General features: G+C 46.6%; 22 protein-coding genes and 2 pseudogenes. 18 read left to right on the forward strand and 6 right to left on the reverse strand.

What is annotated here, in order from left to right; all coding sequences use genetic code 11:
* Positions 1–116: 116 nt before the first annotated feature.
* From DWX32_RS10345 to DWX32_RS10385, 9 genes and pseudogenes are all read left to right on the forward strand, one after another.
* Entirely contained in the window at positions 117–1,550 is a 1,434-nt protein-coding gene (locus tag DWX32_RS10345; RefSeq protein ID WP_118601762.1) for a phospholipase D family protein, read from the forward strand.
* The gene (locus DWX32_RS10350) at positions 1,529–2,239 is read left to right on the forward strand and encodes a response regulator transcription factor (RefSeq protein WP_044024695.1); all 711 of its coding nucleotides are present in this window, start codon (positions 1,529–1,531) and stop codon (positions 2,237–2,239) included. The genes DWX32_RS10345 and DWX32_RS10350 overlap by 22 nt, the downstream gene beginning before the upstream one ends.
* A complete protein-coding gene (locus DWX32_RS10355) occupies positions 2,239–3,282 on the forward strand; it encodes a sensor histidine kinase (RefSeq protein WP_055225915.1) in 1,044 nt (347 codons plus the stop codon). Before DWX32_RS10350 ends, DWX32_RS10355 begins: the two co-directional genes overlap by 1 nt.
* 31 nt (positions 3,283–3,313) lie before the next feature.
* Positions 3,314–4,357, forward strand: coding sequence for an FUSC family protein (locus tag DWX32_RS10360; RefSeq protein ID WP_117802674.1), 1,044 nt, complete (start codon positions 3,314–3,316; stop codon positions 4,355–4,357).
* Positions 4,358–4,368: 11 nt separating this feature from the next.
* Positions 4,369–4,539: pseudogene (locus DWX32_RS10365) on the forward strand (CDP-alcohol phosphatidyltransferase family protein); the annotation flags it as partial.
* Between the two features lie 353 nt (positions 4,540–4,892).
* Positions 4,893–5,072 carry a hypothetical protein gene (locus tag DWX32_RS10370; protein WP_055225919.1) on the forward strand — a complete coding sequence of 60 codons (180 nt, stop codon included), beginning with the start codon at positions 4,893–4,895 and terminating at the stop codon, positions 5,070–5,072.
* Entirely contained in the window at positions 5,056–5,739 is a 684-nt protein-coding gene (locus DWX32_RS10375; protein ID WP_055225921.1) for a Crp/Fnr family transcriptional regulator, read from the forward strand. Before DWX32_RS10370 ends, DWX32_RS10375 begins: the two co-directional genes overlap by 17 nt.
* Positions 5,740–5,954: 215 nt before the next feature.
* Entirely contained in the window at positions 5,955–7,589 is a 1,635-nt protein-coding gene (hcp, locus tag DWX32_RS10380) for a hydroxylamine reductase (protein ID WP_055225922.1), read from the forward strand.
* A 215-nt stretch (positions 7,590–7,804) separates the two neighbouring features.
* Positions 7,805–8,134 carry a cupin domain-containing protein gene (locus DWX32_RS10385; protein ID WP_022462474.1) on the forward strand — a complete coding sequence of 110 codons (330 nt, stop codon included), beginning with the start codon at positions 7,805–7,807 and terminating at the stop codon, positions 8,132–8,134.
* Between the two features lie 95 nt (positions 8,135–8,229).
* On the opposite strand, the gene DWX32_RS19875 is transcribed toward DWX32_RS10385, so the two are convergent.
* Positions 8,230–8,481: a hypothetical protein gene (locus tag DWX32_RS19875; protein WP_118697722.1), complete on the reverse strand. Its 252-nt coding sequence runs from the start codon at positions 8,479–8,481 to the stop codon at positions 8,230–8,232.
* A gap of 579 nt (positions 8,482–9,060) precedes the next feature.
* Here DWX32_RS19875 and DWX32_RS10395 point away from each other — a divergent pair.
* The 9 genes and pseudogenes from DWX32_RS10395 to udk all read left to right on the forward strand — a co-directional run bounded on the left by DWX32_RS10395 (position 9,061) and on the right by udk (position 18,726).
* Positions 9,061–9,714, forward strand: coding sequence for a YczE/YyaS/YitT family protein (locus DWX32_RS10395; RefSeq protein ID WP_022461580.1), 654 nt, complete (start codon positions 9,061–9,063; stop codon positions 9,712–9,714).
* 174 nt (positions 9,715–9,888) lie between these two features.
* On the forward strand, positions 9,889–10,734 hold the full coding sequence (locus tag DWX32_RS10400) for a purine-nucleoside phosphorylase (RefSeq protein WP_117805237.1): 846 nt from the start codon (positions 9,889–9,891) through the stop codon (positions 10,732–10,734).
* 79 nt (positions 10,735–10,813) lie between these two features.
* Positions 10,814–12,124, forward strand: a complete 1,311-nt coding sequence (locus DWX32_RS10405) for an amidohydrolase family protein (protein ID WP_055225930.1) — start codon at positions 10,814–10,816, stop codon at positions 12,122–12,124.
* 105 nt (positions 12,125–12,229) lie between these two features.
* Positions 12,230–13,402, forward strand: coding sequence for a BMP family lipoprotein (locus tag DWX32_RS10410; protein ID WP_117805238.1), 1,173 nt, complete (start codon positions 12,230–12,232; stop codon positions 13,400–13,402).
* Between the two features lie 168 nt (positions 13,403–13,570).
* Positions 13,571–15,118: an ABC transporter ATP-binding protein gene (locus DWX32_RS10415; RefSeq protein WP_373141908.1), complete on the forward strand. Its 1,548-nt coding sequence runs from the start codon at positions 13,571–13,573 to the stop codon at positions 15,116–15,118.
* Positions 15,119–15,136: 18 nt separating this feature from the next.
* On the forward strand, positions 15,137–16,258 hold the full coding sequence (locus tag DWX32_RS10420; protein ID WP_117762018.1) for an ABC transporter permease: 1,122 nt from the start codon (positions 15,137–15,139) through the stop codon (positions 16,256–16,258).
* Positions 16,258–17,193 (forward strand): ABC transporter permease, encoded by a 936-nt coding sequence (locus DWX32_RS10425; protein WP_055225933.1) that lies wholly within the window; start codon positions 16,258–16,260, stop codon positions 17,191–17,193. The genes DWX32_RS10420 and DWX32_RS10425 overlap by 1 nt, the downstream gene beginning before the upstream one ends.
* 248 nt (positions 17,194–17,441) lie before the next feature.
* The gene (gene deoC, locus DWX32_RS10430; RefSeq protein ID WP_118659934.1) at positions 17,442–18,083 is read left to right on the forward strand and encodes a deoxyribose-phosphate aldolase; all 642 of its coding nucleotides are present in this window, start codon (positions 17,442–17,444) and stop codon (positions 18,081–18,083) included.
* 13 nt (positions 18,084–18,096) lie between these two features.
* Positions 18,097–18,726: pseudogene (gene udk, locus DWX32_RS10435) on the forward strand (uridine kinase).
* 87 nt (positions 18,727–18,813) lie between these two features.
* On the opposite strand, the gene DWX32_RS10440 reads toward udk, so the two are convergent.
* The 5 genes from DWX32_RS10440 to DWX32_RS10460 form a co-directional block, all read right to left on the reverse strand.
* Positions 18,814–19,692, reverse strand: coding sequence for a DUF3881 family protein (locus DWX32_RS10440; protein WP_117510628.1), 879 nt, complete (start codon positions 19,690–19,692; stop codon positions 18,814–18,816).
* A gap of 39 nt (positions 19,693–19,731) precedes the next feature.
* On the reverse strand, positions 19,732–21,021 hold the full coding sequence (serS, locus tag DWX32_RS10445) for a serine--tRNA ligase (RefSeq protein ID WP_022461753.1): 1,290 nt from the start codon (positions 21,019–21,021) through the stop codon (positions 19,732–19,734).
* A 179-nt stretch (positions 21,022–21,200) separates the two neighbouring features.
* Positions 21,201–21,716, reverse strand: coding sequence for a DUF4446 family protein (locus tag DWX32_RS10450; protein ID WP_055225938.1), 516 nt, complete (start codon positions 21,714–21,716; stop codon positions 21,201–21,203).
* A gap of 11 nt (positions 21,717–21,727) precedes the next feature.
* Entirely contained in the window at positions 21,728–22,660 is a 933-nt protein-coding gene (locus DWX32_RS10455; RefSeq protein ID WP_118659936.1) for a ParB/RepB/Spo0J family partition protein, read from the reverse strand.
* Entirely contained in the window at positions 22,660–23,430 is a 771-nt protein-coding gene (locus tag DWX32_RS10460) for a ParA family protein (protein ID WP_022461756.1), read from the reverse strand. The genes DWX32_RS10455 and DWX32_RS10460 overlap by 1 nt, the downstream gene beginning before the upstream one ends.
* Positions 23,431–24,094 lie beyond the last annotated feature (664 nt).

The following is a 24,094-nucleotide window of genomic DNA, read 5'->3' on the forward strand; positions in this document are numbered from 1 at the left end:
AGTCTGTTGTACAAAGAAGATTTTGCATTGATGAAAAAACAAACCTTGTTGAGGTTAAATTGAGATTGACTTTGTATTGTATAAGTATGAAATAAAAAGGAATCAGGTGATGTACAATGAAAAAGTATAAAATATGTAAAATCCTTCTTGTTATACTGGCAATTTTTTTATGTGTGGCTTTTTATGAATTGCTCGGAATCCGCGTTGCATATAAAAAGCAGCCGGAAGTGTCCAATACAACCAAAAAAGAAACAAAAAATGTGTCATGGAACGAATGCAGTGAAAATACAGAACGGGCAGTAATCATAGAAAAGAATCCAGAAGCGCTTTTACAAAGAGTGCGTTTGATCAAGAATGCAAAAAAGGAAATTATTCTTTCTACTTTTGCATTTCAATCCGATGAAAGTGGAAAATTGATTTTAGGAGCACTGCATGATGCGGCAGACAGGGGTGTACATATTCGTCTGTTAGTAGATGGAATGGAGAGCTGGATTGATATGGAAGGAAATCCGTATTTCTATGGATTATCTTCCCATGAGAATGTTGAAATTAAACTATATAATAAGGCCAATCCGTTGAAACCGTGGAAAATGATGGGTAGAATGCATGATAAATATTTGATTGCAGATGGAAAGAGATATATTCTTGGGGGAAGAAATACATACAATTATTTCCTGGGTGATTTTCCGGGACATAAGAACTATGACAGAGACGTGTTAGTGGTTTGCGATGAACCTGAGAAAGAAAATTCAGTTAACCAGTTGTTAGAGTATTTTGAAACGATATGGGAACAAGAAGACAGTGGTTATTTTCATGACAATAAAAAACTGGCAAATAGAAAATCTGTAAAGAACGCAGTTTTAGAACTGCAGAACGGCTATCAGAAATATTTTGAAGAGAATAAGGAAAGAATCTGCGATACCGATTACACGGACGAAACTTTTGAGACAGAAAAGATTGCATTAGTGTCAAATCCTATCCACACAGGTTCCAAGGAACCAGTAGTCTGGTATCAACTGGGAGAACTAATGAAAAATGCAAAAGAGCGCGTGAAAATTCATACACCATATATTATTTGCAATGATATGATGTATAATACATGGAAAGAGATTGCGGAGAGAGTTCCGGATTTTTCTATCATGACCAATTCGGTTGCCAACAATGGAAATCCGTTTGGTTCTGCTGATTATGCGAGAAACAGAAACAGAATTTTAAATACAGGAATTGATATCTGGGAGTATGAAGGCGGCTATTCTTACCACGGAAAAAGCATCCTGATTGATGATGATCTATCCGTAATCGGTTCCTTTAACATGGATATGAGAAGCACGTATCTGGATACGGAACTGATGCTTGTAATACGTAGCAAAGAGATTAATAAACAGTTGGAAGAAGGCATGATGGAATATGAAAGAGTGTCCCGACAGGTATTGGAAGATGGAACCTATCGTGATCCATATCATGTAGAGCCAATCGAATTAACAAAGAAACGTCAGAGAAAAATATTTTTGGTACAGCATCTGCTTGGATGGGCAAGGTATCTGTTTTAATAAGGAGGAAGGAAAACGTGTTTCAAATATTGATTGTAGAAGATGATAAAGAATTAAGCCAGCTATTCCAAAAAGTGCTTGAGAAGAATGGATATCAGGTCAAAAGTGCATCGGATGGAGCACTGGCATTAGAAATATTGGATAAAGAGTATATTGATCTGATCATTTCCGATATTATGATGCCGGTTATGGATGGTTATGAACTGGTGTCGGAACTCCGTTCAGCAGGATATCAGATACCGGTACTTATGATCACTGCGAAAGGTTCCTTTGATGATATGCGCCAGGGATTTCTTTCGGGAAGTGACGATTATATGGTAAAACCGGTAAATGTGAATGAAATGGTTTTAAGAGTTGGAGCACTGCTTCGCCGTGCACAGATACTGAATGAACACAAAATTGTGATCGGTTCAACAGAGTTTGATTATGATGCAATGACGGTTACAACTGATAAGGAAAGTCTTGTTTTGCCTAAAAAAGAATTCCTGCTTTTATATAAGCTTGCAGCTTCGCCAGGCAGAACATTTACAAAACAACAGTTGATGGATGAAGTATGGGGATACGAGACGGAGGCAGACCCACATACGATAGAGGTACATATAGGAAGAATCAGAGAGCGTTTTAAAGATAACCCTGATTTTGAAATCGTAACAATGCGTGGAATTGGATACAAGGTGGTGAAAAAATAATGGAACAAAAGAAAGAAAAAGGATTGCGGATCCGATCCTGTCTGACTGGTGCAATCTGGCTGGCACTTGTATTTTCAACAGTCATATCTGCTTTATTATTTGCTTTTTTGAATCATTTTTTTAATCTGCCGGGCAGCATATCTGTGCTTGGCTGGCTTTTGATTTTCAATACATTGATTGCCGGGCTGATCACTTCCTTTATTAATGCAAAGTTACTGGAACCAATTACCAGACTTAGTAAAGCAATGAAGGAAGTTTCTCAGGGAGATTTTGAACAGCATTTGGAAACGAACAGCCGTATAGCAGAAGTTGGAGAATCTTATCAAAGTTTTAACGTTATGACAAAAGAACTTCGTGCAACAGAGGTGCTGCAGATGGATTTTGTATCTGATGTTTCTCATGAGTTTAAGACCCCGATTAATGCCATTGAAGGATATACAATGCTGCTTCAGGGAGAAGAACTGTCTCCGGATCAAGAGGAATATGTAGAAAAAATCTTATTTAACACCCAAAGACTTTCCGGATTGGTTGGTAATATTTTGCTGTTATCCAAGTTAGAGAATCAGAATATACCAATGAAAAAAACAGAATATCGTCTGGATGAACAGATCCGCCAGGCATTTCTTTCATTGGAAACAAAATGGACAGAAAAAGAAATTGGTTTTCAGGTAGAATTGGAGGAAGTTAAATATACTGGGAATGAAGGACTTTTTATGCATATCTGGATAAATCTTTTGGATAATGCGATTAAGTTCAGCCCTTCAAAGGGGACAATTACGATGTTTCTGAAACAAGAACAGGATTCTGTTAAGTTCATTCTGGAAGATGAAGGACCAGGAATAGAGGATGATGTAAAATCCAGAATATTTGACAAGTTCTATCAGGTAGATGGATCTCATAAAGCAGAAGGAAATGGCCTAGGTCTTGCACTTGTAAAACGGATTGTAGATAGTGCCGGAGGAACAATCAAAGCAGAAAACCGTGAATATGGTGGATGCAGATTTGTTGTAGAGCTTCCAATCCAGAAAGATAAGGCCATATAAGTTTAAGAAAAACAGATAGAGGAGGAATTACATGACATTTTATCAGGAGTTGCAGTTAAATCAAGCAGGTTCTAAAAACCTGTTGAAAAAGAGTGAAACACTAAAAGAAAAATCATATCATATGTGGGTATATCTGGTGAAGATAGCTGCTACAATGGCATTTTGTTTTTGCTTTGTTAGTATTTTCAGTATCCTATTTGGAAATGAGAACAGCATTGTAGGTGTAGTAGTCTTATTATGTCTCATGGTGTTTAGAAATGCGGATCTGGGGATCCACACCGGACAATCTACGATGCTTTTGGCTTTGTTCTTTGTAATTATGACTGTATGTCCGCATTTAGCAAATCAGTTTTCACCGGTATTGGGAATGCTGTTAAATATTGCGGCACTGGCTGTGTTGATTCTGTTCGGATGCCATAATCCATTCATGTTTAATCAATCTACATTGGTTCTTGGGTATCTACTGCTATATGGTTATGATGTTACGGGAAAAAGCTATCAGATGCGATTAGTCGGAATGGCTTTAGGTGCAGCACTTACCTGCTTCGTATTTTATCGAAATCATAAAAACAGAACCTATAAAAGAAATCTGAAAGATCTGATACAAGAATTTGATATCACTTCTTCCAGAACAAAATGGCAGATATGTCAGATTTTATGCGTACCGATTGTCCTTTGCATTGCAGAACTTTGTAATATGCCACGTGCAATGTGGGCTGGTATTGCGGCCATGTCCACGATTTTGCCGTTTATGGAAGATATGCACTACAGAGTCCGTAAAAGGATTGTCGGAAATATTGCAGGTGTTATATGTTTTACAGTATTATATTTTCTGCTTCCTTCGTCAATCTATGCATATATAGGAATTCTTGGTGGAATCGGTGTAGGATTTTCAGCACAATATGGCTGGCAGGCAGTATTTAACACATTTGGTGCTTTAGCCATTGCAGCAGAGACTTATGGACTACAAGGAGCGGTTAGTCTTAGAGTGATTCAAAATGTTTTTGGTGTTGTGTTTGCTTTAGCATTTTGTGTTATATTTTATTGGTTTATGTCTAAAAAAAAAGGAAAGTAAGGTGACCGTACATGCAGAGTGAAGTGAATCAGGAAGAAAATTTGAATAGAATTATTACGGTTCCTAATCTTCTTTCTTTTTTTCGGCTTTGTCTGATTCCGGTAATTATATGGAGTTATTGTGTAAAGAAAAATCCTCTGTTAGCTGGTGAAATCTTATTGCTGTCTGAGCTTCCCGATATGTTCTGGTAAAGACTTGGACCATGGCAGAAGCTCTGTTAGAAAATCAGTTTTTTTATCCTCCACATGTTTAGGGATTTCTCTGAGCAGATGTCGAACTTTCCTATTATATAAGAAAATTCCGCATAGCCGCTGATGATAATGAGCTACATATCTTCCCGGATTTTTCTCAGCACCGAGCAGACTTCCAGTCCAAGTTCTTCCCCCAGGATCCTACCTTCCATCCTTTCTTTTCTGTCATACCCTGCTGTAAGTATAGCATAGACTTTTGTTTCCGACATTAAAAATTCCATCGACATCCGTTTCTGCACACGGTATAATAGGTATCATGTAAAGAAAAAGGAGGTTGTTTTCTTATGTTATCCTGCACCTACGAAGTAGTCGCCATCGATGGTGATTACGCGCATTTACGCCGCAATGACATCGAACCGGAGGACAATGAAATGAAACTGGTTGCCCGCGCACTGCTGCCGCCGGAAATTATGGAGGGCAGTATTTTGAAATACGAGATGCTGCAGTATGAAATCATTGGCTGATGCTGTTTTTCCGGCCGAGGTGTTTTCTCTCCCGCTCTTTCATGGCATCTCGGAAACCGGGCGGACGGCTCTTGTTTCGAGCGGGTGGCTGCGGACGTGTTCGTTTGAGAAAAACCAGACCATTTATCACATGGGTGACCGCGTGTCCGAACTGGGGATTGTGCTGTCCGGCAGCGTTTTCGTGGAGAATACGGATCTCTGGGGCAACCGCAGTATCTTAAGCAAGATCACCCCCGGCCAGGTATTTGCCGAAACGTATGCCTTCTGTCGGGAGCCGATGATGGTGAATGTCACGGCAGCCGAAGCCTCGACGGTTCTCTTTTTCAATCTTCGAAACCTCGACCAGACCGCCGATGGTGATGATGCATGGCTGTCCCAGCTTCGCAGTAACATGCTCCGCATCTCCATGCAGAAAAATCTTACCCTCTCCAACCGCATTTTCTGCACTACACCAAAGACGATCCGCGAGCGCGTGCTGGTCTACCTCGCCGCGCAGTCTGCCAAAACCGGCGCCGACACCTTTACGATCCCCTTCGACCGCCAGGGCCTCGCCGACTACCTGAACCTCGACCGGAGCGCCCTCTCCAAAGAACTCGGAAAAATGCAGAAAGAGGGAATCCTCGAATTTCATAAAAACAAATTTACGCTGCGTCATCCGTCTCTCTAGGCGGTACCGCAGCGTAAATTTTTTACCGTTTCATCGTTTCAAATGCTTATTTTTCATAAACGAATATACACAAAAAGTATTTTCCGTGGTTATAACCACATACTTTTCCTGTTATATCCGATATTCTGTACGTGTAAATTATGAAACTCCGCGCAGATCTGTTTTTCCCTCTGCGCTTAACCCCTCGGAAATACCCTACAGGAGGAACTATTTTTATGGAACAGAATATGTTTTGCTACCAGTGTCAGGAAACTGCCGGCTGCTCCGGCTGTACAAAATCCGGTGTCTGTGGAAAGCGCCCGGAGACAGCGGCGCTGCAGGATCTGCTGATCTGGACGACGAAAGGACTTTCCGCCGTGACGACACAGCTCCGCCGCGAAGGAAAAACCGTCGATGCCAGCGTCAATCATCTCATCACCGAAAACCTGTTTACGACCATCACAAACGTGAACTTTGATGATGATACGATCCGCGCACGAATTGAGGCAACGCTTGAGACCAAAGCGCTTCTCGCTCAGCTTGCCGACTGCTCCGCTCTGCCGGAAGCCGCCCTCTGGAACGGCACAACCGATGAGTTTGCCGCAAAAGCAGTAACCGTCGGCGTACTTTCCACGGAAAATGAGGACATCCGCTCTTTACGCGAGCTCATCACCTACGGTCTGAAAGGACTTGCCGCGTACACCAGCCATGCCAATGTTCTCTTAAAAGAAAACGAGGAAATCGATGCCTTCCTGCAGCGTGCTCTCGCCGCAACGCTCGACGATTCCCTCTCCGCAGAGGAACTGACGGCTCTCGCACTCGAGACCGGCTCCTACGGCGTGCAGGGAATGGCACTGCTCGATGAGGCCAATACTTCCGCTTACGGCAATCCGGAGATCACCACCGTCGATCTCAGTGTCGGCACCCGCCCGGGTATTCTCGTCTCCGGCCATGATCTGCGCGACCTCGAGATGCTGCTCGAGCAGACCGTGAACACCGGCATCGATGTTTACACCCACTCCGAAATGCTGCCTGCACACTACTATCCGGCGTTCAAAAAATATGAACATTTTAAGGGAAATTATGGTAACGCCTGGTGGAAACAGAAAGAAGAATTTGAAGCCTTCAACGGCCCGATTCTGATGACGACGAACTGTATCGTGCCGCCGAAGGACAGCTACAAAAACCGTATTTACACAACCGGAGCGGTTCGTTATCCGGGATGCCCGCACATCGACGGCGTCATCGGTGAGACAAAAGATTTCTCTCTGCTCATCGAACAGGCAAAGCACTGCGCACCGCCGACGGAACTCGAGCAGGGAACCATTGTCGGAGGCTTCGCCCATGCACAGGTACTCGCCCTGGCAGACCAGATCGTCGATGCCGTGAAATCCGGCGCGATCAAAAAATTCGTTGTCATGGCTGGATGTGACGGCCGTGCAAAGAGCCGCAGCTATTACTCTGATTTTGCACAGGCACTGCCGAAAGACACCGTGATTCTGACCGCCGGCTGTGCAAAATACAAATACAACAAGCTGAACCTCGGCGACATCAACGGCATTCCGCGCGTCCTCGATGCCGGCCAGTGCAATGATTCCTACTCTCTTGCCGTGATTGCACTGAAATTAAAGGAGGTCTTCGGCCTCGACGATATCAACGATCTGCCGATCATCTACAATATTTCCTGGTACGAGCAGAAAGCTGTGATTGTTCTTCTGGCACTGCTGTCTCTCGGTGTCAAGAACATCCACCTCGGCCCGACACTCCCGGCATTTTTAAGCCCGAATGTTGCAGCTCTTCTCGTTGAAAACTTCGGCATCGCCGGAATCGATACCGTTGAAAACGATATGGAATTGTTTTTCGGGAAATAAAGAAAACCCCTTGCTTTCTTTCATTTTTCCACGTATACTGTATATGTTCAGACAAAAATATCTTTGAATTTGGGCATATCAGAAAACGGACCGCAGATTCCATTTCTATACACGCCCGACACTGATGAGTCATCTCATCTTAATCACACATTTTTAGAACGTGCCTGGGAATTTTTTCAGACACGTTCTCATTCTATCACGGAGATTTATGAACTATGAGCATCATGAAAAATATCAATAAAGCCAAGGTTATGGTCTTAAAAGATCAGGTTTCCTACCAGGAAGGCCAGATCGTCAGCAAAACACTGGTACAGAATGAATCCGTCAGCATCACCTTATTTGCCTTCGACAAAGGCGAAGAAATCAGCACCCACGAGTCCGGCGGCGACGCCTTCGTCACCTGCCTCGACGGAACCGGTGAAATCACCATCGACGGCGTAAAATACGAACTCCACGAAGGCGAATCCATCGTCATGCCGGCAAAACATCCGCATGCAGTGTATGGCAAAGAGCAGTATAAGATGCTTCTGGTAGTGGTATTCTAACGTATCCTTTTTGAACCAATTATTGATATGCCTGGCAAAATAAGGCAGCATGTCTCAGGATTTCCTGTGATATGCTGCCTTGCCTTTTTATTCATTTACGCCTTTTCTATCAGGCATTCATTCTTTTTGGTCTTTTTATCATAATTAATTCCAACCAGTAGAATATCTCCAATATACGGTTCCAATGATGCAATGTACTTTTTCTCTTTGATCTGATCCGTCTCCACCCACAGATGGGCTATGAGCTCCTCAGCAAATGGGATTCCACAAGACCATACGCCGAGGCGGCGCTCTACCACCATCTCTGGTACGACGAAAAAGGCGGCTATCCGCGCGAGTATACCCATAAAGGCAACGACAACGCTATTCTCTACCAGATCCTCACCTGCGCCGATTGTCTCGGTGCGGCAACCGATTCCGTCGGGCGGCTGATCACCGCGGAACGCGAACAGTTATACCGCGAAGTCTTCGGTAAAAACGTGGAGCTGGTTCTATAACTTTGGTTTCTGTTTATGACACTAATTCGTATATCCGTATATTGTAGTTCTTTTCAAGGTTCTGTCCGTCTCGCGTGGACACATTGTAGAATGCACAAATTTCATTCAGCTCACATGTTCATTTTGTTAATTTATTAATGAACGTATTTTTTCAATTTTATGTTTTATGTTAATTTATGTTCATTTATCGTTCATCATTTTGTGAACTCCAAGTTGACATCATTAAAAGAAAATAGTTTACATTTTGGAAAAAATATACTAAAATAACAGAAACGGTCAAATCTCCGCCAAAAAACGGCGGAGATTTTTCTGGAAAGAAGGGCGAAAAACGTGTTGGAAAGACGATCGAAAAATTTCGAAGGAAATGCGTAGAAAATCCGCCCGAAAAGGTGAAAAGCCAAGCATAAATCACAGGGAGGAACTCATACTATGAAAGAAATCATCCAGGGCTTCTACCAGAAGAAACATTTCTGGACCCGCCTGATTCTGGTCATCGCTGCCGTCATCCTGATGGGCTTTGCGCTCTCATGGCTGCTTCTCGTCGATCTCGGCACCGATCCGTGTACCTTGTTAAACCAGACCATCTCCACCCGCCTCGGCATCAGCATCGGAAACTGGCAGGCGCTCTTCAATACCGTCCTGCTCATCTTCGTTATCATTTTCGGCGGCAGAAACTTAGGCTTCGGAACCCTCGCAAACATGTTTCTCGTGGGATATTCCATCGACTTTTTCTCCTGGATCTGGGCGAAAGTCCTTCCGGCAGACCTCTTCACCTCGATGGGTGTGCGAATCGCCGTGCTGATCCCGGCGCTGATCCTGTTTATCCTTGCCGCATCCTTCTATATGGATGTTGATATGGGAACTGCACCATACGACGCAGTATCCTTCATTATCTCCACCCACCTGCCGAACGTTTCGTTCCGTGTGATCCGCATCGTCTACGACTTCGTTGTCACCGCGATCGCCGTTCTGCTCGGCGGAAAACTCGGCATTGTCACCGTGCTGATGGTTATTACCCTCGGTCCGGTCATTGAATGGCTGGGAAATATCATGAAACAGCATCTGAATATTTTTGATGACTGAAATCATTGCTTTTCCGCGCTTTCTATACTACAATAGAACTACCAGATGATCTTTTTTCTAAAAGAAAAGCCTGCCTCCGGGACTCACATCTCTGTGGCAGGCTTTTCTTCCCTAAAAATAGCCGAAAAAAGACTCAAAAAGCAGAAAATCATTTATATTAAGGAGGTTTTTCCTATGAGCAACACCCCAAACCCTGTTTACGAAAAACTGATGAAATGCTACGAGAGCTTCCGCTCCCAGATCGATTTCCAGCCGGAAGTCGCACTGATTCTCGGTTCCGGCCTCGGTGATTTTGCGAATGATATCCGCGTTACCGCAACCCTCGATTACCACGATATCGAAGGCTTCCCGGTTTCCACTGTTCCGGGCCACGCGGGCCGTTTTATCTTCGGCTACGTCGGCGATGTGCCGGTTGTCTGCATGCAGGGCCGCGTTCATTATTATGAAGGCTATCCGATTACCGACGTTGTTCTCCCGACCCGCCTCATGAAACTGATGGGCGCAAAAGCACTGTTCTTAACCAACGCCGCCGGCGGCATCAAACAGGGCACAAAGCCAGGCTCTCTGATGCTGTTAAACGGCCAGATCGCCTGCTTCGTTCCATCTCCGCTTATCGGACCGAACATCGACGAGCTCGGCACCCGTTTCCCGGATATGAGCCAGATCTACGACCTTGAATTCCAGAAAATCGCACGGAAAGCCGCAGCCAGCCTTGATATCGACCTGATGGAAGGCGTTTATCTGCAGCTCACCGGCCCGCAGTACGAGTCCCCGCAGGAAATCGCCATGTGCCGCACCCTCGGCGCAGACGCGGTCGGCATGAGCACCGCCTGTGAAGCCATCGCTGCACGCCATATGGGCATGCGCGTCATCGGTATTTCCTGCATTACCAATCTTGCCGCCGGCATCTCCCCGCAGCCTCTGTGCCATGCGGAAGTTCAGGAGGCAGCTGACATGGTTGCACCGCAGTTCAAAAAACTCGTTGCCGCAACGATTCAGGGCATCGCAAAGACACTGTAAACACACAGCGGCCGGGGTCTGTCAAAAAAACAGGCCCCGGCCGCTGAAAACAGCACGTAAAATAAAGGAGAGATCTTTTTTGAATACACGTTTTTACAACGCCAAAATTCTCGTACTCGACGCTGAAAACCATTTTTCCATCGCCGAAGACGAACTTCATGTCACCGGCGACACCATCACCTATATCGGACCTGGTAGAAAAGCAGATCCAGATGCCGCAGAGACCACTGTCTTCGACCGCGAAATTGACGCCCGCGGCAATCTTCTGATCCCGGGCTTTAAAAACGCACACACGCACACCCCGATGACCTTCCTCCGCTCCTACGCGGACGATCTCCCGCTCCACGAATGGCTCGAGCGCCAGGTCTTCCCGAACGAGGCAAAGCTCGCCGGGGACGACGTTTACTGGCTCAATATCCTCGGCATCATGGAATATCTGACGAGCGGCATCACCTCCAATTTCGACATGTACATCCAGCAGAAAAACAGCATCGCTGCCACGGTCGACACCGGATTCCGCACCGTTCTTACCAGCGGTCTCAACAACTTCGTCGACAGCCCGGAAATTCTCGAAGAGATGTATAACTATGTCAACAAACTCTCCGACCGCACCTCGTATCTGCTCGGTTTCCACGCCGAATATACGACCGGCGGCCCGCTTCTTGAATCCGTTGCCAAACTCGCCGAAAAATACCATTCCCCTGTCTGGACACACAACGCCGAAACAAAAAGCGAAGTCGAGGGCTGTAAAGAGCGCTGGGGACTCACCCCGACACAGCTGATGGAACGCTTAGGCATGTTCCAGTACGGAGGCGGCGGCTACCACTGCATCTGGATGGAGGACCGCGATTTTGAGATCTTCCGTGACCGGAAACTGACGGCCGTTACCAATCCCTCCTCAAACCTGAAGCTCGCCTCCGGCATCTGCCCGCTGAAGCGTTTTTACGATAACGGCATCAACCTCGCCATCGGCACTGACGGGCCAGCCAGCAACAACTGCCTCGACATGTTCCGCGAAATGTTCCTGACCACCGGTCTTTCCAAAGTCCGTGAGATGGACGCCGCAGGAATCCCGGCTGATGCGATACTCTACATGGCAACCGCAGGCGGCGCACACGCGATGCAGCTTACTGACTGCGACCGTCTCGCTGCCGGCAAAAAGGCCGATCTCGTCATGATTGACCTCCATCAGCCGAACATGCAGCCGGAGAATAATCTGATCAAAAACCTCGTTTACAGCGGCAGCAAACAGAACGTAAAGCTTACCATGGTAAACGGTCAAATCCTCTACGAAAACGGCGAATTCCATATCGGCTTTGACCCGGAAGAAATTTATGCAAGATCCAACGCCATTATCCGAAGAATTTCCGGCTCGCATGCAGATAATTAGTGGATTTCACGCAGTTTTTCCTTTGCTTGACATACTTTTTTCTTTTATATTATAATGTAGCCATACACGCAAAAACGCTGTACCTCTTGAAAGGAGAATACTATTATGAAAAAGAAAGTAGTTAGCTTACTGCTTGCAGCCGCCATGACAACTGCTGCACTCGCAGGATGCGGTTCCTCCAACGGCTCCTCTTCCTCCGACGCATCCACAAGCGCCGATTCCACCAGCGCAACTTCCGCTTCTGCTTCCACAGATGGAGAAAAAAAAGACGCCGCAGGTGAGAAAATTGCCATGATCACAGACTCCGGAGATATCACCGACGAATCCTTCAACCAGATCACCTGGGAAACTGTATGCGCCTACGGCGATGCAAACGGCGTAGAGTACGAGTACTACAAACCGGCAGAGGATACCGATGAAGAGCGTATCAACTCCATCGATCTTGCTGTTTCCGAGGGTGCTACCGTTGTTGTAATGCCAGGTTACCTGTTCGGACCTGCCATCGCTGAAGAGCAGGACACCTATCCGGATGTAACCTTCATCGCAGTCGATGTTACCGAAGGTGATATTGTAAAAAACGGCAAAGCTGTTGATCTCGGAAAGAACGTGTACATCTGCTCCTTCGAAGAAGAGCAGGCCGGCTACCTGGCTGGATACGCTGCAGTAAAAGACGGCTACACAAGTCTTGGTTTCCTCGGCGGTATCGCTGTTCCGGCCGTTATCCGTTTCGGTTACGGTTATGTACAGGGTATCAACGCTGCTGCTGAAGAAGACGGCGTAGATGTAAACGTAAAATATTACTATGGCGGCCAGTTCTACGGCGATGACTCCATCACCGCCCGTATGGAGGGCTGGTATGCAGACGGAACACAGGTTGTATTCGCCTGCGGCGGCGGTATCTGGACATCTGCTCTGGATGCAGCTGAGACACACGACGGAAAAGTTATTGGTGTAGACGTTGACCAGCGTTCCAAAATCGGCGAGCGCTGCCTGACTTCCGCTATGAAAGGTCTTCCAAGCGCCATCAACAACGCTCTGGATTCCTACTTCAACGGAAACTTCTCTGAACTTGGCGGAACTGCTCAGCAGCTTGGACTGAAAGACGGAGATTACATCGGCCTTCCTACCGATTCCGAATCCTGGGGATTCACAACCTTCACACAGGATCAGTATGAAACTGTACTGGCTGGTATCCGCGATGGTTCCATCGAAATCTCCAGCGATACAGAAAATCAGCCGGAAGTAGGTTCTCACGTAACCGTTGATTACATCAGCTAATGTGCATACTGTTTCTGTAACAATATGCCTTTTGGGGAAGAGAATATTATTTCTCTTCCCCTTTTTTTCTGTCACACAAAATGCTATACTAGACATAATGAAAGCCCGCAGTTCTGCCCTGTTTTCCATGCCTTCGGCAGTCCTGCCAAACCACGCTTGAAAGGGAATATGTATATGGAAAATGAGTACATTATTGAGATGTTGAACATCACCAAAGAATTCCCGGGTATCAAGGCGAACGACAACATTACGTTACAGCTCAAAAAAGGAGAAATCCATGCTCTGCTTGGAGAAAACGGTGCAGGAAAATCAACCCTGATGAGTATTCTTTTTGGTCTGTATCAGCCTACCTCCGGAATCATCAAGAAGAATGGGCAGGAAGTCCATATCAACACGCCGAACGACGCCAATGATCTCAACATCGGTATGGTGCACCAGCACTTTAAGCTGGTCGAATGTTTCTCGGTTCTCGACAACATCATCCTCGGCGTAGAGCCGACCAAAGGCCTTTTCCTCGAGAAAAAGAATGCCCGTGCAAAAGTCATGGAACTGAGCGAGAAATACGGTCTGATGGTCGATCCGGACGCTCTAATCTCGGATATCACCGTCGGCATGCAGCAGCGTACCGAAATTCTGAAAATGCTCTACCGTGACAACGAAGTCCTGATCTTCGACGAGCCGACCGCGGTTCTGACGCCACAGGAAATCGACGAGCTGATGAAGATCATGAAGAACCTCGCAAAAGAAGGAAAATCCATCCTCTTCATCACCCATAAACTCAACGAGATCATGGAAGTTGCCGACCGCTGTACGATTCTCCGCAAAGGAAAATACATCGGAACCGTCAACATCAGCGAAACTTCCAAAGAAGAGCTCTCCCGCATGATGGTCGGAAGAAACGTCAGCTTCTCCGTCAACAAAAAGCCGTCAAAACCGGGCGACACCGTTCTGAAAGTAGAGCACATGACCGTACCGAGCAAGGTGCACGGAAACAACGCCGTCAAAGATGTTTCCTTTAATGTAAGAAAAGGCGAGATTGTCTGCATCGCAGGTATCGATGGAAACGGCCAGTCCGAGTTCGTTCAGGGCCTCACGGGACTGGAAAAAGTATCCGGCGGTAAAATTCTGTTCAACGGACAGGACATCACGAAAGCTTCCATCCGCGACCGCTCCAAGATGGGCATGAGCCACATCCCGGAGGACCGCCATAAACACGGCCTCGTGCTGGATTACTCCATCGAGCAGAACATGGTGCTGCAGCGTTACTGGCAGCCGGAATTTGAATCCTTCGGCTTTATCAAATCAAAAGCCGTGCGCGAATATGCCGAGCGCCTGATCGAGCAGTACGATGTCCGCAGCGGCCAGGGTCCTGTGACCATCACCCGCAGCATGTCCGGCGGAAACCAGCAGAAAGCGATCATCGCGCGTGAGATCGACAAAGATCCTGATCTTCTCGTTGCGGTACAGCCTACCCGTGGTCTTGATGTCGGAGCCATCGAATACATTCACAGCCAGCTCGTTGCACAGCGCGACAAGGGAAAAGCCGTTCTTCTGGTTTCTCTGGAACTGGATGAGGTTATGGATGTTTCCGACCGTATTCTTGTTATGTACGAAGGAGAGCTGGTCGGCCAGCTGGATCCGAAAACTGTTTCTGTCGAAGAACTCGGTCTCTACATGGCAGGTGCAAAACGGGATCCGGTTCCCGAAGAAGTATAAAAGAGAGGTAAGAAAAGCATGAACGAAAAAACGAAAAACGCTCTTCTGTCCATTGTCGCTTCTCTTGTATGTATTGTGATCGGTCTTCTTGTGGGATTTATCATTTTATACTGCATCAACGCGGAGAACGCAGTGGATGGATTTACACGAATCATCAAAGGCGGCTTTTACTTAAAGCCGAAAGGAATCGGAAGTGAAATCGCTCAGTCCGCTCCCCTGATTATGACCGGACTTTCGGTTGCATTTGCTTTTAAAACAGGTCTGTTCAACATCGGTGCTGCCGGACAGTACACCGTCGGTGTCTTCGGCGCCCTGTATTTTGCCATCATCCTCCACATGCCATGGTATGTATGCCTTCTGGCTGCTATGGTCTGCGGAGCCATCTGGGGAGCAGTTCCTGGTATCTTCAAAGCATACTTCAACGTAAATGAAGTTATTACTTCCATCATGTTCAACTGGATTGGTCTTTATCTTGTCAATGAGCTGATGTACAACACCATCCCGGACATGTATGATCAGAAGACCACACGTACTTACAAATTAAGCTCCGCTTCTCCGAAATCCCTGATTCCGGACTGCGGCATGAACTCCATTTTCCGTACCAGTTCCACAACGATTGCGATTTTCATTGCGATTGCCATTGCGGTCATCATCTACATCGTTCTGAACAAAACAACCTTCGGCTATGAGCTGAAAGCCTGCGGGTTCAATAAGGATGCTGCCAAATACGCCGGCATCAACGAGAAGAGAAACGTTGTTCTCTCCATGACCATCGCAGGTGCGCTTGCCGGAATCGGTGCAGGCCTCTACTTCCTCTCCGGTGCATCCGAGTGGAACCCGCAGGTATCGACAGCACTCCCGGCCATCGGATTTAATGGTATCCCGGTTGCGCTTCTTGCACTTAGCAACCCGATCGGCGTTATCTTCGCTGCTCTCTTCGTTGCTCATATTTCGGTCGGCGGTGCTTACCTGCCTACGAAATATTATCAGCCGGAGATCGCGGACCTGATCGTTGCCGTTATCATTTACCTTTGCGCATTCGTTACCCTGTTCAAGGGCATCGTTGCAAACCTGTTCAAGAGCAAAAAAGAGCAGAAAGCAAATGCCAATGCAGACAACGGAAAGGAGGAGAAGAAATAATGTTCCTTTTAATTAAATTTACCTTACTGTACGCCGTTGTTCTGATGCTCGTTGCGATGGGCGGTATGTTCTCCGAGCGAAGCGGTGTCATCAACATCGCGCTGGAAGGAATCATGGCGATCGGCGGCCTTGCCGGTGTCTTCGTCCTGGTTCTGTTCCCGGACCTCCCGGCTCCTGCACTTGTGGCACTTTCCATTCTGGCGAGCGCCGTATCCGGTATGATCTACTCTCTGCTGCTTGGCTTCTCCGCCATCACACTGAAAGCAGACCAGACGATCGGCGGAACCGCGCTGAACATGCTGGCTACTGCCATTGCCATCGTCCTGGTAAAAGCATTCAACAACGGCTCGGATGCCGGAAACGGTGCAGCTTCCGCAAAGCTGAACTACACCAACGCCGCTTTCATTTACAAGATCGGACCATTTACCGTGAACATCTTCCTGTTCATCGGCATCATCCTTCTGATCTGCAGCTACGTGTTCCTCTTCAAAACGAAATGGGGACTGCGCCTGCGTGCCTGCGGTGAGCATCCACAGGCAGCCGACTCTGTTGGTATCAACGTATACCAGTGGAGATACACCGGTGTTATCATCTCCGGTGCACTCGGCGGTATCGGCGGATTTGCCTACATCGTTCCGTCCGTTACCACCTGGAACTTCGAAGTCGGCGTAGCCGGTGCCGGATTCCTTGCCCTCGCTGTTATGATCTTCGGTCAGTGGAAACCGTTCCACATTGCCGGAGCAGCCGTATTCTTTGCGGTATTCCGTTCCCTGGCAAACATTGCGGACTCCACCGTCCTCTCCCATCTGGGACTGTCCAAGAACATTTACAACATGATGCCGTTTATCGCATCCATGATTATTCTCGCCTTCACATCCAAGAATTCCCAGGCTCCGAAAGCCGAAGGTATTCCATACGATAAGGGCGCAAGATAATATGTAACTATTCAGAGCCATGTGAAATGGAAGAAAAAATTGCGAATCATGCTTGCATGAATGAGCGGTTTTTTCTGGAATTTCATATGGCGAGCAGCCACATCGAGATGCAGCGCAGCGGAATCGAGATGTGGCTCTGAATAGTTACAATTTTTAAAGGCAGAGCCGTTAAATCCGAACTGTGTTTTTTCGGCTCTGCCTTTTCTCTATCATTCTAATTTATTTTTCATCAAAGAAAGGAAAAAATTATGCTGAACACCAAATTATTTGACCACACTATCTTAAAAGCAGACGCAACCGAAGCACAGGTTGCAAAGATCTGCGACGAGGCACTTGCACATGATTTTGCTTCTGTCTGCGTCAACCAGTACTACACCAAATTCGTTGCTGAAAAGCTCAAAGGATCTGACGTCAAAGTCTGCACCGTTGTCGGCTTCCCTCTGGGCATGTCCGATACCCGTGTAAAAGCGTTTGAGACCCGTGCAGCCATCGAAGACGGTGCACAGGAGGTTGATATGGTCATCAACGTCGGAGCCCTCAAAGACGGCAAATACGACTTCGTACGCTCCGATATCCAGACCTTAAAAGAAGTATGCGGCAAGGACATCGTTCTGAAAGTCATCATCGAGACCTGCCTTTTAACCGATGAAGAGAAAGTAAAAGCGTGCGAGCTCGCAAAAGAAGCCGGCGCTGACTTCGTAAAAACCTCCACCGGATTTTCTACCGGCGGTGCAAAAGCGGCTGATGTTGCCCTGATGAGAAAGACCGTAGGCCCGAATATGGGCGTAAAAGCTTCCGGCGGAATCCACAACGCAGACGAGGCACAGGCTATGGTAGATGCCGGCGCAAGCCGTCTCGGAACAAGCGCAACACTGGCTATCATCGGATAAAAAGGAGTTTCTTATGGATACGATACTGATAGGAATTGCCGGAGGAACCGGCAGTGGAAAAACGACACTGGCAGATAAGCTGGTAGAAAGTTTTGGACGCGATGAAGTGAGCATTCTGCGCCATGACAACTATTACAAACGCCATGACGATATTCCTTTTGAGTAGCGTGCCAAATTAAATTACGATCATCCCGATGCCTTTGATACCGACCTGTTATGCCAGCACATTCTCGAACTGAAAGCCGGAAAATCCATCGAGATGCCGGTTTACGATTATGCCATGCATAACCGCTCGGATAAAACGATTCTGGTCCATCCTGCCCCGGTTATCGTGCTCGAGGGCATTCTCCTCTTCGTTGAGAAGGATCTCTGCGATCTGATGGACATCAAAGTCTTTGTCGATACCGATGCGGACGTGCGGATTCTCCGCCGGATCCTGCGCGATGTAAAAGAGCGCGGCCGTTCCCTGGACAGCGTTGTAACGCAGTACCTGACGACCGTAAAACCGATGCACGAGCAGTTCGTAGAGCCGAGCAAGCGCCGTGCCGACGTGATCATCCCGGAGGGCGGACAGAACACCGTTGCTCTTGAAATGCTGATCGAGCGGGTGCGTAAGCATCTGAATCTGGTGCAGAACCAGTAAACATCCGTTTATCGCTATAAAAATCTGCAAAAAAAGAACGAGGACTGAATTTTCTCTTTTTCCGTCCTCGCTCTTTTTATTTTTCCCTTACAGATGTTCCAGCATTCCCTGCAGCCAGATCTGGCCTTTGAAACGTCTTCCCACTTCCGGTACTCCAAATAAATCCTTTTCGTTGATACAGATGTCTATCGGCACATCGTTGCAGACGAGGCCGAGCTCATACACCCGCTCGCCCGTTACCGCGTTCTTCGTTGTATTCATCTCCGTAATTTCACCCATCACGCTGTACTGGTCACATTCGAGACCGCTCGGCATAAAAAAGCTATCTACAATAGAAAAGACATCTTCCTTCGTCAGACGCTGGGAAATCATGGCATATGTGTCAATATCATCCATGGTGAGACTTTCCATCGCATCCTCATCCCCGTTTCTGGCAGCCGAGATCAGTGAATTCTTCTGCTGCGTGCTACGACGCTCCTTCTCGACCTGTTCCGGGTCTTTCTGGATCGGAAGCAGAATTGTTCCTTCCGCTGCAAGACCGGAGACAGAAAGCGGGAGCGGAAGCGGCTGCAGCGCATTTTTCTGTTTCATCTCAAGATATTCCGCTGCATGCGTCAGATAAAAGATCATCGTGATGCCAAGCCGCATATCGTCGCAGGCGCCTGCAAACGATTCCTTATCGACGTGGCGCTCCACCGATACCTCCTCGTAGGAGCTGATCTGCCCGCCCTCGAAATAGGGATAATAATATTCCATCTGGAAACGGTTGTTCTCATCAATTTCCCCACAGACCGTGATACCACAGTCATATGCATATTCTTTCGAAAATTCAGCAAAAAGGTGGTGTTCTTCTGTTTCCACAATCTTTTTACGGTCGTAGTTTTCTACTACATCACGAAGAATCTCCTGGAGTTCCTTCGTCGTCTTGATCTTTGAAAATCCAATGGTTTTCAGGTAAGCGTGCATAAGAACACCTCCTCTCATTCCTTTGTATTTCTTATGCGATTAGTGTTTCGGAACCAGTTTCTCTTTTCCGCCCATGTACATACGAAGAACTTCCGGAATGCTTACGGTTCCGTCTGCATTCAGGTTGTTCTCCAGGAATGCGATCAGCATACGCGGCGGAGCAACTACGGTGTTATTCAGGGTATGTGCCAGGTATTTCTTTCCGTCCTCGCCGTTGACACGGATTTTCAGACGTCTTGCCTGTGCATCACCAAGGTTGGAGCAGCTTCCTACCTCGAAGTATTTCTTCTGACGCGGAGACCATGCCTCAACATCGACAGATTTTACTTTCAGGTCAGCCAGGTCACCGGAGCAGCACTCCAGAGTACGAACCGGGATATCCATGGAACGGAACAGATCTACGGTGTTCTTCCACAGTTTGTCATACCACATCATGCTGTCTTCCGGTTTGCAGACAACAACCATCTCCTGTTTCTCGAACTGATGGATACGATAAACACCACGCTCCTCGATGCCGTGTGCTCCTTTTTCTTTACGGAAGCACGGAGAGTAGCTGGTCAGGGTCAGAGGCAGTTTCTCCTCCGGGATGATGCTGTCGATGAATTTACCGATCATGGAGTGCTCGCTGGTTCCGATCAGGTACAGATCCTCGCCCTCGATTTTGTACATCATGGACTCCATCTCAGCGAAGCTCATAACACCGTTTACGACGTTGCCGTGGATCATGAAAGGCGGTACGCAGTAGGTAAATCCGCGGTCGATCATGAAATCTCTTGCATAAGAAAGGATGGCAGAGTGGAGGCGTGCAATGTCGCCCATCAGATAATAGAATCCGTTTCCTGCAACTTCTCTTGCTGCATCCAGATCGATTCCGTCGAAGGACTCCATAATGTCGGTGTGATACGGGATTTCAAAATCCGGTACAACCGGCTCGCCGAAGCGCTCTGCTTCTACGTTCTCGCTGTCATCTTTTCCGATCGGTACGGAAGGATCGATGATGTTCGGGATCACCATCATGATCTTCTTGATTTCTTCTTCTACTTCTTTTTCTCTTGCAGAAAGAGCCTCGATGCGGGAACCGTCAACAGCTACCTGTTTCTTTACTTCCTCAGCCTCTTCTCTCTTGCCCTGGCCCATCAGTGCGCCGATCTGTTTGGAGATTTTGTTTCTTTTTGCACGAAGTGCTTCTACTTCCTGTTTGATGTCACGGTTTTCTTTGTCCAGCTCGATGACTTTATCAACCAGCTCCAGTTTCTGATCCTGGAATTTATTTCGGATATTCTGTTTTACAACTTCCGGGTTTTCTCTTAAAAACTTAATGTCTAACATAATTTCCTCCTAGTAGATCTTATCCCCTCATTTTGGCGGGATTCTTTTTGTTCTTTCCAGCCCGGAACCACTGCCGTTTTTCCAGCATTTATGCGGGTTTGGCGCGTTCCAGTACCATCATATAACAGTATATGCATTTTTTCAAGCGTTCTTTCATGCTGTTTTTCTGCGGTCCGCTTTTACATCAGATCGATCGAATTCATCGTAATTGCCTGGCGCAGCGCGTCGATTTCCTCGGTGCTCAGCATGATATAGGACTCGCCTTTTACGATCTCTTTCAGATATAAAAAGCAGTTGTCACGGCTGTGGATTGCATTCAGGATAAAACCTGTGTTTTCTTTGTCGAGCATTGCCAGCGCAAAACTCATCTTTCCGCCCACATCGTCAAACGCATCATATTTTACGATTCCGTATTTGTTCAGCGTCATGCCCTGGATCTTTTTCAGATCCGCAAGATTCTTTTTCGTCAGTTCATTCTGCTTGTTCAGTTTGTCAATTTCCTTGAACCGCTGATGAAACAGCTTTTCAAGTGACTGGGCGTCTTTTCCCTTCATAAAGCTTCTGTACTTCTGGTTCAGTCTGCTCAGACGCAGCGACATGCTGACCGTCATAATCATCATCACGATAATCAGTACAATCAGAAGAAGTACAACAACGCCAAGGTCAATTCCTACCTTACTAAATAAATCGCTCATTATTCTACCTCTTACTGTATTGATTCAAACAGATCCATGATTCTCTCGAGCTCTTCCTGGGAATAATACTCGATCTCGATCTTTCCTTTGTGCTTTGCCCCGCGGTGAATGGAAACCTTCGTACCAATGATGCTCTTGATTTTCTCTTCCAGACCTTCGTAGATGGATTCCTCTTCCAGATTGACTTTCTTTTCTTTCTTCACCTTCGGATTCAGGATCTCTTTGACCAGGCGCTCGGTCTCACGGACACTGAGCTTTTCATCGAAGATTTTCATTGCCGTATTGTACTGGAGCTCTTTATTCTCCAGCGCCAGCAGCGTACGCACATGACCGGTTGTCAGCATTTCATCGACAACCATCTGCTGTACCCTGTCGTCCAGTTTCAGGAGACGCATCGAGTTTGTAACCGCCGTTCTGCTCTTGGAAACGCGCTCTGCGATTTCATCCTGGCGGAGATGGAACTCTTCCATCAGGCGTTTGTATGCGTGTGCCTCCTCAATCGGGTTCAGGGATTCTCTCTGAATATTTTCAATCAGGGAAATCTCGACAACTTCCTGCTCGGTAAAATCTTTGATGATGACCGGTACTTCTTTGATTCCGGCAAGCTTTGCAGCCCTCCATCTCCGTTCCCCTGCGATGATCTCATAATAATCATCTTTTTTCTGCACCAGAATCGGCTGTAGAACTCCGAACTGTTTGATGGATTCCGAAAGTTCGATCAGGCCGTCCTCGTCAAAGGATTTTCGCGGCTGTTCGCGGTTCGGTTCAATTTCGGAGATTTTCAGTTTCATCTCAACTGGTTTTTCGACAACTTTTTCAACAACCTTCTCGACTACTTTGACCTCCGGTTTTGCCGGTTTCTCTTTTGCTTCTGCTTTGGCCGAATGTCCCGGTGAAATCAGGGAATCCAGACCCTTGCCTAATCCTCCTCTTCTCGCTGCCATTACTCTTCATCCCCCCTGTGAATCACTTCGTCTGCCAGGAGACGGTAGCTCTCTGCACCGGTGGACCGCTTGTCGTAATAGTTGATCGGCATACCGTAGCTCGGTGCCTCCGCAAGGCGGACATTTCTCGGAATAATGGTTTTGTAGATATTCTGATCCAGGCTGTCTTTTACGTTTTCTACTACCTGCAGAGAAAGATTCGTTCTCGCATCGTACATGGTAAAGACAACGCCTTCCATCTCCAGTTCCGGATTCAGACGCTCCTGCACCAGCTCAATCGTGTGCATAAGCTGGGATAAGCCCTCCAGTGCGTAATATTCACACTGAATCGGCACCAGAACGGTGTCCGCGGTGGTCATCGCGTTGATTGTCAGCATATTTAAGGATGGCGGACAGTCAATAATAATGAAGTCGTACTGATCGCGAACCTGATCAATTGCGTTTTTCAGGATGAATTCTTTGTCTTCCACCCCGATCAGCTCGATCTCCGCTCCGGCCAGATTGACATTGGAAGGGATAAGGGAAAGATTGTCAAAATTCAGAGGAATGATGCAGTCCTCCAGTTTTGACTCTCCAAGAAGCAGCTCATAGATGGTATTTTCCACTTCATTTTTCTCTACTCCCATTCCGCTGGTGGTATTTCCCTGCGGGTCCATATCAATGGTCAGAACTTTTTGTCCCATTTCTCCTAAACAGGAAGAAAGGTTAATTGCGGTGGTAGATTTACCTACGCCGCCTTTCTGGTTTGCAATTGCAATTGTTCTTCCCAAAATATGTATTGCCTCCTTTCATCTTTTTGTTTTCCATTTGCAGTTTTTCCTTTTTACAGGAAATGACCTGCCGGCACTTCTTTCAAAAAAATGATTCATGCGGCAGGTGTTTTGGCATATATATAGGAAAAATCTCCTTTTCTATGCCAGTCTATCTGAGGAATTCTTCAGATTCTATCTCAAAATTGCCCCCATTTGGGACAAAGATATTTTATCATACTACGCCGGATTTTACTACTGGAAATGTTTCACGTGAAACATTTTCTGCATTTTTGCATGATTAGGCGGTTTGAAGCATAAGAAAATTGGAGATTTTTGGCGATGTTTCACGTGAAACATTTTGAAAAGCACTGTTTTACAATAATTTTTCTCGGTTTTTACGCTGTTTAAAGGCTTTTTGGAATTTTTTCAGCGATGATTTTGCATTTTTTTGATGGTTTCCAAGTAATTCTGCAATGTCAGAACATTTTTTTCTGTTTCACACAGTTTTTATAAAATGTTTCACGTGAAACATTTTAATTTTTGACGTTTTTGAGGTATAAATATACTGGAAACGTTATTTTAATCGTGTGATGCTCTTTTTCAAGGAAATCTCATGTGATTAGAAAGAAAAAATCAACTTATCAGGATATTATTGATACATAGATCAGGAATCAAAACTGTT

Source organism: Blautia sp. AF19-13LB (assembly GCF_003479105.1).
Taxonomy (GTDB): domain Bacteria; phylum Bacillota; class Clostridia; order Lachnospirales; family Lachnospiraceae; genus Fusicatenibacter; species Fusicatenibacter saccharivorans.

Excerpts from the sequence above, each read along its gene's own strand:
- DWX32_RS10415 (WP_373141908.1), top strand. The coding sequence starts at position 13,571 with ATGTATATGGAAAATGAGTACATTATTGAGATGTTGAACATCACCAAA.
- DWX32_RS10345 (WP_118601762.1), top strand. The coding sequence starts at position 117 with ATGAAAAAGTATAAAATATGTAAAATCCTTCTTGTTATACTGGCAATT.
- DWX32_RS19875 (WP_118697722.1), bottom strand. The coding sequence starts at position 8,481 with ATGGGTATACTCGCGCGGATAGCCGCCTTTTTCGTCGTACCAGAGATG.
- DWX32_RS10400 (WP_117805237.1), top strand. The coding sequence starts at position 9,889 with ATGAGCAACACCCCAAACCCTGTTTACGAAAAACTGATGAAATGCTAC.
- DWX32_RS10385 (WP_022462474.1), top strand. The coding sequence starts at position 7,805 with ATGAGCATCATGAAAAATATCAATAAAGCCAAGGTTATGGTCTTAAAA.
- DWX32_RS10455 (WP_118659936.1), bottom strand. The coding sequence starts at position 22,660 with ATGGCAGCGAGAAGAGGAGGATTAGGCAAGGGTCTGGATTCCCTGATT.
- DWX32_RS10420 (WP_117762018.1), top strand. The coding sequence starts at position 15,137 with ATGAACGAAAAAACGAAAAACGCTCTTCTGTCCATTGTCGCTTCTCTT.
- hcp (WP_055225922.1), top strand. The coding sequence starts at position 5,955 with ATGGAACAGAATATGTTTTGCTACCAGTGTCAGGAAACTGCCGGCTGC.
- deoC (WP_118659934.1), top strand. The coding sequence starts at position 17,442 with ATGCTGAACACCAAATTATTTGACCACACTATCTTAAAAGCAGACGCA.
- DWX32_RS10425 (WP_055225933.1), top strand. The coding sequence starts at position 16,258 with ATGTTCCTTTTAATTAAATTTACCTTACTGTACGCCGTTGTTCTGATG.
- DWX32_RS10395 (WP_022461580.1), top strand. The coding sequence starts at position 9,061 with ATGAAAGAAATCATCCAGGGCTTCTACCAGAAGAAACATTTCTGGACC.
- DWX32_RS10410 (WP_117805238.1), top strand. The coding sequence starts at position 12,230 with ATGAAAAAGAAAGTAGTTAGCTTACTGCTTGCAGCCGCCATGACAACT.
- serS (WP_022461753.1), bottom strand. The coding sequence starts at position 21,021 with ATGTTAGACATTAAGTTTTTAAGAGAAAACCCGGAAGTTGTAAAACAG.
- DWX32_RS10375 (WP_055225921.1), top strand. The coding sequence starts at position 5,056 with ATGAAATCATTGGCTGATGCTGTTTTTCCGGCCGAGGTGTTTTCTCTC.
- DWX32_RS10370 (WP_055225919.1), top strand. The coding sequence starts at position 4,893 with ATGTTATCCTGCACCTACGAAGTAGTCGCCATCGATGGTGATTACGCG.
- DWX32_RS10355 (WP_055225915.1), top strand. The coding sequence starts at position 2,239 with ATGGAACAAAAGAAAGAAAAAGGATTGCGGATCCGATCCTGTCTGACT.
- DWX32_RS10450 (WP_055225938.1), bottom strand. The coding sequence starts at position 21,716 with ATGAGCGATTTATTTAGTAAGGTAGGAATTGACCTTGGCGTTGTTGTA.
- DWX32_RS10350 (WP_044024695.1), top strand. The coding sequence starts at position 1,529 with ATGGGCAAGGTATCTGTTTTAATAAGGAGGAAGGAAAACGTGTTTCAA.
- DWX32_RS10440 (WP_117510628.1), bottom strand. The coding sequence starts at position 19,692 with ATGCACGCTTACCTGAAAACCATTGGATTTTCAAAGATCAAGACGACG.
- DWX32_RS10360 (WP_117802674.1), top strand. The coding sequence starts at position 3,314 with ATGACATTTTATCAGGAGTTGCAGTTAAATCAAGCAGGTTCTAAAAAC.